Source organism: Sporanaerobacter sp. PP17-6a, from assembly GCF_900095615.1.
Classification (GTDB): Bacteria; Bacillota; Clostridia; order Tissierellales; family Acidilutibacteraceae; genus Acidilutibacter; species Acidilutibacter cellobiosedens.
Genome location: NZ_FMIF01000006.1, coordinates 1 through 14,716 on the forward strand (window position 1 = coordinate 1; position 14,716 = coordinate 14,716).

15 protein-coding genes are annotated in these 14,716 nt (G+C 31.2%); 11 read left to right on the top strand and 4 right to left on the bottom strand.

All coding sequences use genetic code 11. From position 1 onward, the window contains the following. Positions 1–69: 69 nt before the first annotated feature. Positions 70–252, bottom strand: coding sequence for a type II toxin-antitoxin system HicA family toxin (locus PP176A_RS04015; protein ID WP_071139177.1), 183 nt, complete (start codon positions 250–252; stop codon positions 70–72). A gap of 96 nt (positions 253–348) precedes the next feature. Here PP176A_RS04015 and PP176A_RS04020 point away from each other — a divergent pair, with 96 nt between their 5' ends. The 11 genes from PP176A_RS04020 (at position 349) to PP176A_RS04065 (ending at position 11,730) form a co-directional block, all read left to right on the top strand. Continuing rightward, positions 349–780: a phage holin family protein gene (locus tag PP176A_RS04020; protein WP_071139178.1), complete on the top strand. Its 432-nt coding sequence runs from the start codon at positions 349–351 to the stop codon at positions 778–780. Beyond that, positions 752–1,915, top strand: coding sequence for an N-acetylmuramoyl-L-alanine amidase (locus PP176A_RS04025; protein WP_071139179.1), 1,164 nt, complete (start codon positions 752–754; stop codon positions 1,913–1,915). Before PP176A_RS04020 ends, PP176A_RS04025 begins: the two co-directional genes overlap by 29 nt. Before the next feature lie 747 nt (positions 1,916–2,662). Then, positions 2,663–3,610, top strand: a complete 948-nt coding sequence (locus PP176A_RS04030) for a hypothetical protein (protein WP_071139180.1) — start codon at positions 2,663–2,665, stop codon at positions 3,608–3,610. Positions 3,611–3,628: 18 nt separating this feature from the next. Then, positions 3,629–4,159 carry a hypothetical protein gene (locus tag PP176A_RS04035; protein ID WP_071139181.1) on the top strand — a complete coding sequence of 177 codons (531 nt, stop codon included), beginning with the start codon at positions 3,629–3,631 and terminating at the stop codon, positions 4,157–4,159. An 85-nt stretch (positions 4,160–4,244) separates the two neighbouring features. Continuing rightward, complete coding sequence (locus PP176A_RS04040) at positions 4,245–5,264, top strand: nucleoid-associated protein (RefSeq protein ID WP_083381774.1); 1,020 nt, start codon at positions 4,245–4,247, stop codon at positions 5,262–5,264. Positions 5,265–6,112: 848 nt separating this feature from the next. Further along, positions 6,113–6,385, top strand: coding sequence for a sigma-70 family RNA polymerase sigma factor (locus tag PP176A_RS04045; protein WP_083381775.1), 273 nt, complete (start codon positions 6,113–6,115; stop codon positions 6,383–6,385). A 301-nt stretch (positions 6,386–6,686) separates the two neighbouring features. After that, a complete protein-coding gene (locus tag PP176A_RS15790) occupies positions 6,687–6,854 on the top strand; it encodes an aspartyl-phosphate phosphatase Spo0E family protein (protein ID WP_083381776.1) in 168 nt (55 codons plus the stop codon). A 149-nt stretch (positions 6,855–7,003) separates the two neighbouring features. Beyond that, positions 7,004–8,023 (top strand): polysaccharide deacetylase family protein, encoded by a 1,020-nt coding sequence (locus PP176A_RS04050; protein WP_071139182.1) that lies wholly within the window; start codon positions 7,004–7,006, stop codon positions 8,021–8,023. A gap of 47 nt (positions 8,024–8,070) precedes the next feature. Then, a complete protein-coding gene (locus PP176A_RS04055; protein WP_071139183.1) occupies positions 8,071–8,778 on the top strand; it encodes a response regulator transcription factor in 708 nt (235 codons plus the stop codon). Positions 8,779–8,827: 49 nt separating this feature from the next. Further along, positions 8,828–10,192 (top strand): sensor histidine kinase, encoded by a 1,365-nt coding sequence (locus PP176A_RS04060; protein WP_234958791.1) that lies wholly within the window; start codon positions 8,828–8,830, stop codon positions 10,190–10,192. Continuing rightward, entirely contained in the window at positions 10,189–11,730 is a 1,542-nt protein-coding gene (locus PP176A_RS04065; protein WP_071139185.1) for a hypothetical protein, read from the top strand. Before PP176A_RS04060 ends, PP176A_RS04065 begins: the two co-directional genes overlap by 4 nt. A gap of 133 nt (positions 11,731–11,863) precedes the next feature. Here PP176A_RS04065 and PP176A_RS04070 read toward each other — a convergent pair whose 3' ends face one another. From PP176A_RS04070 to PP176A_RS04080, 3 genes are all read right to left on the bottom strand, one after another. After that, positions 11,864–12,610: an alpha/beta hydrolase fold domain-containing protein gene (locus tag PP176A_RS04070; protein ID WP_159429031.1), complete on the bottom strand. Its 747-nt coding sequence runs from the start codon at positions 12,608–12,610 to the stop codon at positions 11,864–11,866. A 258-nt stretch (positions 12,611–12,868) separates the two neighbouring features. Then, positions 12,869–13,888, bottom strand: coding sequence for an alpha/beta hydrolase (locus PP176A_RS04075; RefSeq protein ID WP_071139187.1), 1,020 nt, complete (start codon positions 13,886–13,888; stop codon positions 12,869–12,871). Continuing rightward, complete coding sequence (locus PP176A_RS04080) at positions 13,878–14,552, bottom strand: hypothetical protein (protein WP_071139188.1); 675 nt, start codon at positions 14,550–14,552, stop codon at positions 13,878–13,880. The genes PP176A_RS04075 and PP176A_RS04080 overlap by 11 nt, the downstream gene beginning before the upstream one ends. Positions 14,553–14,716 lie beyond the last annotated feature (164 nt).

Below are 14,716 nucleotides of genomic sequence, written 5' to 3' on the forward strand. Positions count from 1 at the left end.
TTGCCGGAAATAAATATTTAGACATATGATACACCTCCTTAAGTATATTATTTTCATTTAGATGCAGGATTATTTCAACCCTGCATCTTTTAAAATGCTTTTGAGAGTGCCGCCGGCAACTTCAGTGTTATGCCTTGGCACCGGGAAGGTCTTATCAGTTATGGGACTATAATAAATATCATGTTTCTTCCCGTGACGGTAAAGACGAATTCCATTACTTTTAAGTAGTTTTAACAATTCACTTGTTTTCATTATCTTCCCTCACTCTCTATAAATATTATAGCACGTATTAACACGTATGTAAAGAAGAATTTATAAATTATTTAAATTAATTTTGGAGGCGATAAAATGAACGATTTAACAGAAAAAATAGGTTTTGCAGGTGCAGGAATAGGAACATTATTAACTTGGTTATTTGGAGGATGGGAAATTGGTTTAAAAATATTAATTACATGTATGGCCTTAGATTACATTATGGGTCTTATGTGTGGTTACAAAGGTAAAAATTTATCAAGTAAAATAGGATTTAATGGGCTTAAGAAAAAGTTTACTATATTAATTATACTTATATTAGCAGTATTATTAGATAGATTGATTGGACAGCAGTGGATATTTAGAACCATTGTGATATATTTTTATGTTGCTATGGAGGGCTTGAGCATACTTGAGAATGCTGCAAAATTGGATGTGTCCATACCAGGCAAGCTTAAAGATGCTTTGGTTCAGCTAAAAGACAAAGGAGATGGCAAAGATGAGGATAGCACTATCAGCAGGCCATAATGTTTATAATAATGGTATATTTGATTGTGGAGCTATAGGAAACGGGAAAAGAGAAGCCGATATAACAAATGAAACTGTTGCCTTATTGATTCCTATATTAAAGTCTCAAGGCCATACGGTTATTAACGTTACACCTTATAACGAAAAGTTTAAATGTAAAAAGGATCATCATATTTTAAGATGTAAAAGAGCAGATGAATTCAATGCTGATTTATATTTAGATATTCATATTAATGCCGGTGGCGGGTCAGGAGTTGAATGTTGGATTTATGATAAAGCCAGTAAGTCTTACACATATGCAGAAAAGATTTGTAATAGCATATCTACAAATATTGGTTTAAAAAATAGAGGCATTAAAGTAAGCAAGGATTTCTATACTTTAAAATTATCTAAATGCCCTGCAATGATTATAGAAGGTTGTTTTATAGATAATGTTGATGATATGAAAAAATTAACTCCTGAGAAGTATGCTAAATCTATAGCAAAAACATTCGAGGTTGAAAAGTCTATCGCTAAGTCTTCGAGCGAGTATTATGAGAAATACGGCCTTAAGATTATAGAGACTGCTCCTGACAATGTATATGTAGCCAAACTTCCAGGCAAAACTCTTCGACAATTCGGTATCTATGGTATCAATGGTACATGGCAAAACAATTCGGAAGCACATATGCCCAGATCTATTTGGGGACTGGCTGGTAACGGAAATAAAGCTATAGGTCCGAATTCATATCAAAACAGTCCAAAGGGATATAAAAGAGGAACTATAATTTACTATGAAGACGGATCTATCGAGGTAAAAAGAATAAATAATATCAAAGAAATAGATAAATCTTTCAAGTGGTGCATAGGTGGAGGGATGCTGATTCCGGATTATAATCCAACATTAGAAAAGATACCGGACGATATCCTCAGAACAACATCTCATACAGGGATGGGATATAAAGGCGATAGGGCATATCTGTTCGTTCATCCAAAATGCTCTATGTATGAATTCAGAAATTGTGTAGAAAAACTCAATCTTGACGGAGCAATATTCCTTGATGGTGGCGGATCTACTCAGATGAATTATGCTGGCGGGAAAGGGATACATTCGAGTAGGAAGTTGAGTCATGGAGTGTTTATTAAAGACGTGTAAGAAGATTAGCTGACTTTAAACTAATCTATTGTCTTAGATAATAAATTTCTATTTAAAATTAATTTATTTATTATCTAGATAATATTATAATATATAGGTTGAAACAAATAATTGTTAATTGGAGATGGCTTACCAATTCTGATGATGACAGGCTTTATATTATTTTTGTTCATTTTCCTTAATGATTTAAAGGGAGCGATGCGTATGAATGAAGTGTTGAATATTTTAAATAATATAATTTCTATTGTCGGTGCCATCTCCCCTTCTGGGGTTAACCTACTGATGAGCTTGTGAAATTCAAGCGAAAAGGATTTGCATAGATTAATACTATAAGAATGCATATATTATTTTGTTTTTGTTAATACTAAAAATACATTAATATAAATTTATGTGACTATAATATTTTACCTATAAGGAATTGAAATGCCAGTGGTTTTGGTCACCTTTACCATTGGCGGATTTTATGCGGGATGCTTATAAGAGATCATGTTATAGGCATCCTGCAAATAATACAGAGAGCAGGATAAAGAAGATCAGAATTAACGTTTGATCTTTGTTTATTTTTTGAATAATAAATATTAAAGGATATATCAAATGTTTAAAATTATGATATAATATTATTATATAATGCGAACATCAGTTCGAATATTTGGAATTTTAAGATATATTTTTTGCTAGTGAAGGAAAAACACTCTTATTGTAGAAGTATATAACTTAATATCAATATTTCTATAGAGGGGTGATTTAATGTCTAAGAAAAAAATATATTATTATTGTGTTAAATTATATTCAGATGTAACCAAAAAAGAAATATCGTATAAAAAAATTAAAGTAATATTTAATAAAATATTTGACTCTTATAGTAAGCAAAACAAAAATATAAGATCGTTATCATTAAATCAGAGTGAAATATCAATTACTATGGATATTTTAGAAAATAATGAAAATTACTTATTTGGCCGTATCGGAAAAGTAAAAGATAATTCTTCTATGCAAATTAGAGAATATGGGACATTAAGCTCTGATGAAGTTTTATCTCGTAAAGATACTATGAAAAAAGGTGTAGAATTATGTTCTTATTTCATATACAATTATGAAGATGGAATTTTAGGATATGTTAAAAGCCAATCTGTGCCCGATGCATATATATTTAATAATATTACTAAGTATAGTAAGAAATATTATACAGAAATTAATCCTATACCTAATCCAAGTGCGTATAAGAAACTGTTTAAGGATGGTTCAATATTAAGTAGGATTACATTTACTGTTCCAGTTCCTGATACTCAGGTTTTAAGAGATAAAGAAATGCTTGGATTGGATAGAGAACAAATCAGAATACTTGAGCAAACTAATACTAAATATATTACTTTGATAGTAAAAAATGAAAATCGCAGATTTTTAACAAACGTTAAAGAAGATATAATTAATATAATCAAGAGTTTTTTAAGAAAAGAAAAAGAATATAAGGATATTAAAATCACAGGATCTGGCAATGATTTCAACTCACGAGATTTTGATTTAAAAGAACAGGTTTTTTATTACAACATAGACGTTAAAGATTATGATACGGAAAATCATCAGAAAATTGCCTTGGATATTGAGAGAAAAGGGAAAATTTATAAAGAAGTACTTAAGGAATCATATGAGAATAATAAAGATGATTTGTTAATATTGACGAATAGATATAATTAAGAAAGGAATGTAGTTAAAATGTATAGAAAATATAAAAAAGTTGTTGATAGTACTATAATTATTATAATATTATATTTGATTGCCAATAAATTTCATTGTATTGGCTTATCTCAAATTATAAATTCAAAAACTAATGATATACATTTTAACATAATAACGATTTGCTCAATTATAGGTGGATTTTTATTTACGGGGCTAAGTATATTAATAAGTGTTAGTGATAAGAAAATAATTAAAGATTATATGAAAACTGATATCATTGAATCGATTTATTCCAATGTATTTGCTGGAATACTTTTCAATATATTGTCAATATTTTGTTCGGTTTTGCTTATTTTAAATATAAGCATAAGGCAAGATCAAGATTTTAAAATATGGTTAGTACATGCAGAAATATTGTTTTTAATATTAGGATTATGGAGTTTTGTATTATCTGTTATAGATTTAAAATTTATAGTAGATTCAATAAAAGGAATAGACGAGAAGATTCCTGAGGAGAAAATAAATAAATTAAGGGAAAAATTTAATTCGGATTCAAAAAACAAATAACCGAATATCTTAATTTTATTTAAAACATATAAACTTTTATAATGTATGTATATATTGATAATTTAATATTTATGGGGAGGTAAATATGAAGATACAAATGAATTTTGACATCAAAAAGATTATATTACATATTCTTGATCGTAATTTGACAATTCCTATATTATCTGATAAAGAGCATTTGTTGAATGAAGATATTATTGATTTTATTGAAAAACATATTATAAAGATTCTTAATGACAGTAGACTAAGAAGTGCCCGGTTTGTAGACGATGAAAATGATGTAAAAAAATTGTGCCAAAGTATATATGATGATAACGAAAACTTTAAACGTAATAGCTCTCAAATTGCAACGATTTTGTTTGATATTATGATAAAATACGAAAGTATTCCTGCTGCCGATTTAATTTTCTGTTTATTTGATTTGGATAATATTTTATATCTATCAATTTTGAAGTTTAATTATAGAAGTTCTTATATCCATCATGTTCAGATAGATGGAAATATTAATGTTAACTCTATTATTAAACAAAAAACAACTTTACCATCAGTAAACCAAAAGATTGAGGAATGTGCTATCATAAATTTAAATAATATGGACATAAAATTATTAGAAAAAAAATATGAACTAAATGGAGAAAGTGTGTATTATTTTTCCAACCTTTTTTTGAAGTGCACAAGTCAAATATCTTCCAACGAAAAGATTAAATTATTTACTAAAGCTAATAGAGAATTTAACAACAAATATTTTAAAGAAGATTACCTAAAATACGGAGAAGTTAATAAAGCAGTTGCTGACAGTATTGAAAAAACAGAATCAATAGATATTGAAAGAATTGCTAACAATGCTTTTAAGCAAAACTCAGAATTAAAAGAAGAGTACATAAAGCAGATTGGCGATATTGGAATTAAAGAGAAGACTATTCCTGTTAGTGAGAAAGTGGCAAAAAAGAAATTCATTAAGCAGAAGATAAAAACAAATACAGGAATAGAGATAGATCTTCCAGCACAATATTATGGAGACAATAGTAAGATAGAATTTATTAATAATACGGATGGGACTATTTCAATACTAATTAAAAATATTACAGAATTGTCTAATGTGTGATAACGTGTTATATAATCTCATAAGATAGACTAATCTCTGTTTTTTTCTTATTCACCGCTTGCTTACCATGCAAGTGGTGAATCTATAACAATAGAAAAATCTTAAATTAATAATTTGACAAACTCATAGTAACCAATCTTCTCCCAACTTTATATTATATATGGGAATGAAAATTCCTATTTTGATTATTCTTGTTCCAATTCTAGAAAGGGTCCATTAACTTGGGCCCTTTTGTTGAAATTTTTATTGTCGACCTCTAATAATGTAAAAACTACTGGGGTTCGACGATAATTTATTTTTTTATAAAGATAAGCAAATCCAATATGTATACCAAAATTAGGTGATAAACATATACTATTTGCTGATTTGACAAAAAAAGAGAAATATAGTAATATCAATACATAAATGAGTATCAGAATACCTATAAGGAATTGAAACTAAGAAGTGGAAGAATACGAACCCCCGTTCATATACAGTATCAGAATACCTATAAGGAATTGAAACTAAAAAATACGACTATACAATGCCGCTGGCGACGGGGTATCAGAATACCTATAAGGAATTGAAACATCGACATATGTCTAAGCAATAAGTTGATTACACTCGTATCAGAATACCTATAAGGAATTGAAACAATTTGAAGGGAGTGAGAGAAGAATATGAACAACTCGTATCAGAATACCTATAAGGAACCCCATATGTACTAAAAAAACACCTATGCTAAATAAAATAAACATAGGTATTTTTATTCTTCCCATCCCATTTATCTCACAAAACATCCCTAACATATTGAAATCTCCACAAATAATCTATATATCCATCATATTGAAGGCAATGAAATTTCACTTATGGATATATTGGGAACGGACGTAGATGACATAATAGATCAAGTGGATTTGAAATTACAAGTAAAGAAATTGTATTCCAAAATAAATAAAGTATTGAAAGATAGGGAGAAAGTTATTGTTGAGCTAAGGTACGGACTTGTCGATGGAGAATGTAAGACACAGAGAGAAATTGCCGATATGCTGGGGATTTCACGATCGTATGTATCAAGAATTGAAAAACGAGCTATAAAAAAATTAAATAAATCATTAAACGGTGATGGTTGCATTGATTAGAAAGGCGATGTTCAAAAACTACTTTTTAGCAGCTGGAGATACCTTTTTTTCATAAAAGATAAGACATGCCCAATATTATAAGGGCATTTTTTTTATAACCTGGGTTTATATCTTCTGTTGAATTTATTACAAAAAAATTTCCTTAATATATTAATATCTTAATAAAAACTTTTTTATAACAAATTTTTATTTATTTATCCCAATTATTCAATTTATGTTATAAAATTTCAATAATACAACAGGTTAAATCAAATTTCGTAGAAAAGAGAGGGATGAATTTTGGGTAAGAGAGGTATAAATTTTGGACAAGAGAGGTGAAGCAATGTCCCTTTTGAGAAAAATAGAAAATGTCAGACTTAAACTTTATGATTTAATAAACGAAAAAGGATATGACTTAAGTGACGAAGAGATTGTAAGATTAAGTCAAGTTCTTGACAAACTTCTTTGCCAGTATTACAATAAAAAATAATTGTTTTCGGATAACTGACCGTTAAGATTTAACCTGTTGTATTTTGTAACCTAATTGTAACCTTAAGTTTACTTAATTGTAACCTCTAATAGGGTATAAAAGTAATATTATAGTTTTAGATACAAAATAAAACATGAGGTGACAAAAAAATGAGGGGGACAATAGGTAATTCCAGAGTGTTAGCGAGACGTAAGAGAAAGATTTGTTTAGGTATCATTATAATTTTAGCATTGATTTTCGCTGGTTCTTTTAGTAAATACGGAATGGAAAATAAAAAGATATTGTCGGCGGAAGCAAATAATTTGAATAGTACGGATACAACAGTAAAGGAAGATCATCCGGAAAAGGATATGCCGGTTCCAGAAAAAAGGGTCATTGATAAAAGTAATGAAAAAGAGACTGTTCCGGAAAAAAATGTACCGGTATCCAAAGAAACAACAAAACCAGAGGAAAAACCTTCTGATAAAGTAAATACAAGTGTAAATACCAATACAAATAAAAATACTAATACAAATACTAATACAAATACAGGGGAAGATACTAAAGATGATGAAAAATGTTCCATCTCAGACCCATCGGAAGAAAATAAAATAGCATATCTGACCTTTGATGACGGACCTTCTTCCAATATTACCCCAAAGGTTCTTGATCTGCTTAAAGAGAGGGATATAAAAGCCACTTTCTTTTTAGTCGGATATAATGCAGAGAAACATCCCGATATTGTTAAAAGAATTTATGAAGAAGGACATACTATAGGAAATCACACTTATTCTCATAAATATGATAAAATATATAAAGACAGAGATGGATTTTTAGGAGAGTTAAAACAAAACGAGGATGTCCTTAAAGGCATACTGGGAGAAAATTTTAATACTAATATTATTAGATTCCCGGGAGGTTCTTTCGGAGAGAAGAAAAAATTCTTCAGAGAAGTTGCTGAAAAGGAAGGCTATAAATACTATGATTGGAATGTAAGTATAGGTGATGCCTCAGGGAATGATGTTCCTGTTGAAAAACTTCTTGAAAATTTGAAAAAAACTTCAAAAAATAAAAAGAAAATAATAGTTCTTATGCATGATTTAGGTACGAAAAAGACCACTTTAGAAGCATTGCCTTCAATTTTAGATTATTTGACTGAACAAGGTTATAAATTTGAACAGATTAAATAGGGGTATTATAAAAGAGAAAGATAAATGGAGGATTAAGAGGTGGGAATGTGAATAAAGAAAGAAAAAATAATATTTTAATAATTGAAGATGAAGATTCCATTAGAAAGTTTATAAGAATTAATTTGGAAAGAAATAATTTTACTGTTTTTGAAGCAAGCTCCGGAGAAGAGGGAATAGAAATTGTCAGGAAAGAAAATGTTAATGTGGTGATTCTGGATATCATGCTTCCGGGAATTGACGGATATGAAGTTTGTAAAATATTAAGGAAAGAATGTGCCCAAATTGGAATAATAATGCTTACTGCTAAAAGTCAAGATATTGATAAAATTACGGGTCTTGAGTATGGCACGGATGATTATATGGCTAAACCCTTTAATCCGATTGAATTGGTTCTCAGAGTTAAATCCTTAGTTAGGAGAATGGAATTTCATTTACATGATAAATCAGGTGTGGAATCTGATGGTCCCTTTAAAATAGATTCTTATGCCAGGAAGTTCTATAAAGACGGCCGGGAGATAGAACTTACTCCGACGGAATATTCCATCATTAAATTATTTATGGAAAATTCCGGCAAGGCATTTAGCAGAGACGAAATATTGAATATAGTTTGGGGTTATGACTTTGTAGGAGATACTAAAATCGTAGATGTAAATATAAGAAGACTCAGGGCAAAGTTGGAGGATAATCCTAGTGACCCCCAAATTATAGATACGGTTTGGGGCGTAGGATATAGATGGGCTATAAATAAAAAGTGAAAGGCTGTAGAAAATGAGGAGTATAAAAGCTAGGCTGGTAGGAAATTTTATGCTTGTAATTATTATTTCAGTATTTATATTGGAATTTTTTTTGATAAATGCTGTCAAGCAGTATTATTATAAAAGTATAGAGGACATATTGTCTAACCAAATACAGTTTTCCGCTGAATTCTATTCCAAATATTTTTCTTCTTATTCATTGGAAGATATAATCATGGATGATGTAGATGTTTTTTGGCAGCAGACTACTGCACAGGTTCAGGTAATAGATATGAATAGAAATATATTGATGGATTCTATAGGGGTATCGGATTTAAATAAAATTAATACTCAGGATGTAGTAGAAGCATTAAAAGGGGAGAAAGGAGTATGGACAGGAGAAGTTTCCTATGATGATGAGCCTATCATGTCTGTTTCTTACCCTCTTAGAATGGATAATAAAGTAATTGGAGTTATCAGATTTGTATCTTCATTAAGAGAGACAGACAAGACGATTAACAAGATATCAATAATTCTTATATGGATTGGGCTTATCGTAGTATCTATATCGGGACTTGTAAGTGTGTTTTTGTCAAACACTATAGTCAGGCCTTTAAGGGAAGTGACTAAGGTAGCCGAAAAGATGGCTAACAGCCAATTAAATATAAGAAGTAAAAAAAGATACGATGATGAAATAGGCAAACTTTCAGATACTTTAAATTATATGGCTGAAGAATTAGTTAAAAAGGAACAGCTCAAAAATGATTTTATATCATCAATATCTCATGAGCTGAGAACTCCGCTGACTTCTATTAAGGGATGGGCAATTACATTAAAATCCGAAGACATTAAAAACGCCGATATGATTAAGGACGGGTTGGAGATTATTGAAAGGGAGAGCGAAAGATTATCTTCTATGGTGGAAGAATTATTGGATTTTTCGAGGTTTGCCTCGGGAAGAATTACATTAAGCAAAGAAGAAATGGATTTGGGATATACTATTAAACAGATAGGGAAGCAGATAATGCCTAGGTCCAAAGGGAGATTAATCAAATTTGAACTTGATTGTGAAGAGGAAATGCCGAGAATAATAGCCGATGAAGATAGGATTAAACAAGTCCTTATTAATCTGTTAGATAATTCCTTCAAATTTACTCCGGATGGAGGAACAATAAAATTAAGTGCCAAAAGTGAAGGTTCCTTTATAAATTTTTCCGTTGAAGATACGGGTTGCGGAATTTCAGAGGAAGATATGCCTTACGTCAAAGAAAAATTTTATAAAGGTAAAAACAGTAAATCTAACAGCGGACTGGGATTATCAATATGTGATGAAATCGTTAAGCTTCATGGGGGAACTATGAGTATTGAAAGCGTGCAGGGTGTGGGAACAAAAGTATCTGTCAGGTTGCCTTTAAAGGAGGAATCGACTCGATGAAAAAAGTAATTATTATTTTGATATTGCTCCTTTTGACAATAGAAACTACTTCATGTAATCTAAACAATATTGAAACAAGTGAAAAAATCAGTGCACCCAGAAACAATACCGTACCTCTCATGGGAAAATGGGAAATTGAAAGCTATAAAAACGGGAATGCTAAGGGGGGATGGGAAGCACAGGCGAAGTCAATGATAGGAGAGAAAGCAATTTTTCATAGCAGTGTTGCAGGCATCGGAAATAATTTATCCTTGGAGCCTTCCTATAAAATAAAAAATGTGAACAGTACGGATTATCTTTTATATCAGTATAAGGTGAGTCCGGAATATTTAGGTATAAGCAGTAAAAAAATACAAATAGTAAGTATAATAAGCAAAGAACAATTTTTTTATGAATTTATTAAAATCAATGATAATGAAATAGTAGTTAATATAGATGGAGTTTTTTATTATTTAAAAAAGCTTGATGAGGATGTAAATACTCAGAATGTAAAAGAATACCTGTCGGAAAAAAGTCAAAGCGCGAAGATTATGAATGACGAGGGTACAGAATCGCCCCAATCAGGAGTTTTAATAGGGCTTAAGTATCCAGAATATGATGATAACGGATCGGAACATTGGGCATATAAAACGGTATGGATAAGAAGTTATAATAAATCTATGGTCTATGCCTGTCGGGGAAGCAACTTGTTTGTTCCGAGAAAAACCGGATTCTGGGAGGTAGGAGTAAACAGAAGAACCGAAGACAATGTAACTTTTGATGAATTATATGCAAAGCCTTATAATAAGGAGATAAGTAAAAATTCTTCTAAGAACAAAGAGGATTATGATGAAAAAAATGCGACAATAAATATCATCATGAGAAAAAAGCTTGAAGAACCGGCAAAGGAAAAATCATTAAAAAATATTTTGGCCGTCGGAAATAACTATATATCCATTGAGAAAATCATTAATGGGAAACATCTGCTCCAGGTTCTCCCGATAGATAATATTGAAAACAGCAATCCGATAAAAATTTCGGATATTGCCGGAGAAACGGGGAAGAATGCCTTCTTGGAAGCCGCATCCAAGTACTCGGCCCAAAATTTTGAACATAAAAATAATTTTATCGGTATCGTTCCTAATGAGGAAAGTTTTGGGCTATCCAGGAGAAGCGGGCATTGGATAATGAAGGGCAGGATAAATATTTCCGAGAATAATCAGGATCATTACGGAGACTTTAACATAAAAACGGTTACTCCTCAGGAGCTTATAACATATGATGAGCTTTCGGTGCCTTGGAGCGGAATAAAGTTAAAAGTTCCGGAAGCTGTAGACGGTTATACTTCCCCTAATAAAGATATTGCTGTAATAGTAGTTCCCGGCAATCTTTTGGTATATGAGATAAGAGACGGAGAGCTGTTCGGAGAACCCTTAAAAAAGGTAAAATTAAAATCCGAAGAGCAGGTAGTGATGGCAGAATGGGCAACGGGAAAATATGTTTATACCTGGGAAGAAGAGTTTTTAAAAAACGGAGGGCAAGAAATAAACGAAGAATAAGACTTATAAGAAAAGCTTGATTTCCCTATGGATTATAAGAAAAGCTTCTATTGAAATATTATATTAAGGAAGCTTTTCTTGAAACCCATTTAACGGGAAATTTATATTAATGAAATCTTGATTTCCCTATGGGTTATAAGAAGAGAGATTTTATGAAATTTAAGGTTTCATTAAGGATATAAACGGTTTGGTCGTCTTTAAACGTTGAATCAAAGGAGTGCCCTCCTTTGTCGTGAGTAAGGAAATAGCAATTTATGCCGTTTTCCTTTAATTTATCGTAAAATTTTTGGGAAGATGAATATGGTACCGTATCATCTTCCTTTCCATGAGCTAAAAAACAGGGAATCATATTTGAACTTACCCAATTGATAGGAGAATAAGAATCAAGTATTTCATTTTTGCTCTTAGGGTCTACTTTTAAGGTTTTCTTAGTTGAAAATCTGGCAAATAATGACTTATTTTCAGGAGTAAATATATCCTTTAGATCAGAGGGAGAATAATATGCAACGACTCCCTTTATTCCTTCCATTTTTTCTTTATCTTTCCTATAGGAATTATAAGCTGAATATAATAATGAGAGATGCCCTCCAGCGGATAATCCCATCAAAACAATTTTTTCTTTGTCTACCTTTAATTTTTCGCTGTTATATTTTATAAAGTCCAAAGCATCCGTATAGTCAAACAATATATCATTCATGCTGCTTTTAAGCCCGTATCGGTAGTCGATTGACGATACGCATAGGCCATTTGACGCAAGGTACTTACACCATGAAACATTATTTTTTTGATTTCTGAATCCCGATATCCACCCGCCGCCGTGACAGAAAAAAACCAAGGGGTATTTTGTTTCTCCAAAATTTTGGGGATACCATATATCCATTTTTAAATGACGTCTCCCGGTTTGCTTATAAGTATAAGTGACATAATAAATAGGTTTTTTAGGCATTATGGGAATATGAGCATTTAAAATCCTTAAACAAAACATGAAGACGGATAGAAGGAAATAATAAAAGCCCAAAGAAAAATCGATAGAAACTAAGAGAACAAACGTTATAAAGATATAGAGCTTATTGACATAGAAATAAGATTTTTTGATACTTTTTTTAAATTTTTCCATTTTATTCTCCCGTATTAAAAATTATTTTATATGCATTCCGGTTAGGGGATTTTCCACTCTTTCCGGTCTGAAGAGTGCTTTTCTCGCGTTTCTGTCATAAACGTTTAATTTGTGGAGAATATATCTTGCCAATACAAATTCGAAGGGAAGCCAAATATTATGGTTGATGGGAAGCATTTTTCGTTTTGCTCCTTCCATTTCATTATAAAGAACCCTCCGTGATTTTAACGGCAAGGTAGTATCAAACAGCGCATCAATGAAAGTGACCGTTGACATATCCAATAAGTGAGCATAGGATATTGGATCTATTTTAAATAAAGGATGAATATTTTCATCTTTCACTATTTCCGAAAAGGACATTTTTTTCACTGAGGGAAATTCATCCTTATATATTTTGTATAATCTTTCCTCGTCATTTAAATAATAAGGATCCTTATATCCATTATTTAATAAAGCTCTTGCAAAAGCAGTAGCCGGGGATTTATGGATTATTTTCGGAAGATAACCTCCTGTCGTTATGAACAGTTTGTGATTAATTCTTTCGTCTAAAGCACCCGCAATCGTTCCTATCATTCCGCCCAAACAGTATCCCATTACAACATTGTTTTCCTTCCATAAATTTTTTTGGGAAAGAAGATCTATAGTACTTAAGACATCGACAACTCCGTGTTCCCAAAATTGGTACATGATGTCTATGTCAGGATACAGATAGCTCCTTCCGCTTACAGAATTGTTTTCCACTCGGGTATAATTTCCCGGAAGAATGATTATAGAGGTATTAACTCCCGCAGATGCAAGGTGAGGACCAATCCATAATAAAAATTTGATATTCCTGCTTCCAAGACCATGGAGAATAACAGTAGATGCTCTCGGGTCTTTCTTCGGTTCAAAATTATAGATTTCAACATTTTCGGTTCCCGGCGCGGGATTTCTGTAGAGGGATTTGTATCTTATATAGCTGCATCTATAGCTTTTTCCTTTAAATATATATCCCGAAACATAGTCGATATCTTTCTTTGTATAAGTAAAATCAATTTTCATAATATTTCCTTTCTCCACCGCCTGCAAAGTCAGAATTTTCAATGGAATTAGCAGCTTTTTCGGTAGCTACCGGTTTATAGGTAGTAATGGATTTTTGAATATTTTTTATGTCATCATATAATGCCTTATATTCTTTTTTGTCTTCTTCAGATAGGCCGGAGTCGTCAAAATCCTCGTAAGAAAAATAAAAAGTATACCCGGATTTTTCATTGATTTTAACGTTGTTTTTAAGGGTTGTTAATTCCGCCACTTCATCATTTTTAGGGGTCACATTTTTTTTGAATACGGATATTGCAAATATGTTTCTGACATGAGAAAAGATTTCTCCCTTTTTATCGTTTAATTTGTCTTCATCTTTTATATTTTCAACAGCATCGTAATATTGGTCTATTAAATCGTTTGATATATATCCGTATACTATTCCCCCGAGCATGGGTTCATTCTCATCATCAGGATTTCCCAAACCGAATAGCACTATGTTATCCTCTTTTTCTTTCCAGGTATCGCCCATTTTAAATTTAAATCCCAAATCCTTAAACCCTACATACCCTTCTTCCGCTTCAGAATCCGATATCTCCATTTCCTCTTGGCCACATGCGGATAAGGATAATGCCATAATTCCTATCAAAAAGAAAGAGATAGTTTTTTTTATGAATTTTTTCATCGAATGCCTCCTAAAATTTATTATACCCCATAGAAAAATTCTGATTTATCTTAATGTAAATTTTTCGTTAAATGATATTTTTCAAAAGGCTTTTTAACGTGTTAATGCTTCAACATAAGTCCCTTTATAAATATTATACTATATTATGGTCTTTATTTTAAATA

Bases quoted from the DNA above. Each gene is read 5' to 3' on its own strand.
- PP176A_RS04015 (WP_071139177.1), bottom strand. From the start codon at position 252: ATGAAAACAAGTGAATTGTTAAAACTACTTAAAAGTAATGGAATTCGT.
- PP176A_RS04020 (WP_071139178.1), top strand. From the start codon at position 349: ATGAACGATTTAACAGAAAAAATAGGTTTTGCAGGTGCAGGAATAGGA.
- PP176A_RS04025 (WP_071139179.1), top strand. From the start codon at position 752: ATGAGGATAGCACTATCAGCAGGCCATAATGTTTATAATAATGGTATA.
- PP176A_RS04030 (WP_071139180.1), top strand. From the start codon at position 2,663: ATGTCTAAGAAAAAAATATATTATTATTGTGTTAAATTATATTCAGAT.
- PP176A_RS04035 (WP_071139181.1), top strand. From the start codon at position 3,629: ATGTATAGAAAATATAAAAAAGTTGTTGATAGTACTATAATTATTATA.
- PP176A_RS04040 (WP_083381774.1), top strand. From the start codon at position 4,245: ATGAAGATACAAATGAATTTTGACATCAAAAAGATTATATTACATATT.
- PP176A_RS04045 (WP_083381775.1), top strand. From the start codon at position 6,113: ATGGATATATTGGGAACGGACGTAGATGACATAATAGATCAAGTGGAT.
- PP176A_RS04050 (WP_071139182.1), top strand. From the start codon at position 7,004: ATGAGGGGGACAATAGGTAATTCCAGAGTGTTAGCGAGACGTAAGAGA.
- PP176A_RS04060 (WP_234958791.1), top strand. From the start codon at position 8,828: ATGCTTGTAATTATTATTTCAGTATTTATATTGGAATTTTTTTTGATA.
- PP176A_RS04065 (WP_071139185.1), top strand. From the start codon at position 10,189: ATGAAAAAAGTAATTATTATTTTGATATTGCTCCTTTTGACAATAGAA.
- PP176A_RS04070 (WP_159429031.1), bottom strand. From the start codon at position 12,610: ATGGATATATGGTATCCCCAAAATTTTGGAGAAACAAAATACCCCTTG.
- PP176A_RS04075 (WP_071139187.1), bottom strand. From the start codon at position 13,888: ATGAAAATTGATTTTACTTATACAAAGAAAGATATCGACTATGTTTCG.
- PP176A_RS04080 (WP_071139188.1), bottom strand. From the start codon at position 14,552: ATGAAAAAATTCATAAAAAAAACTATCTCTTTCTTTTTGATAGGAATT.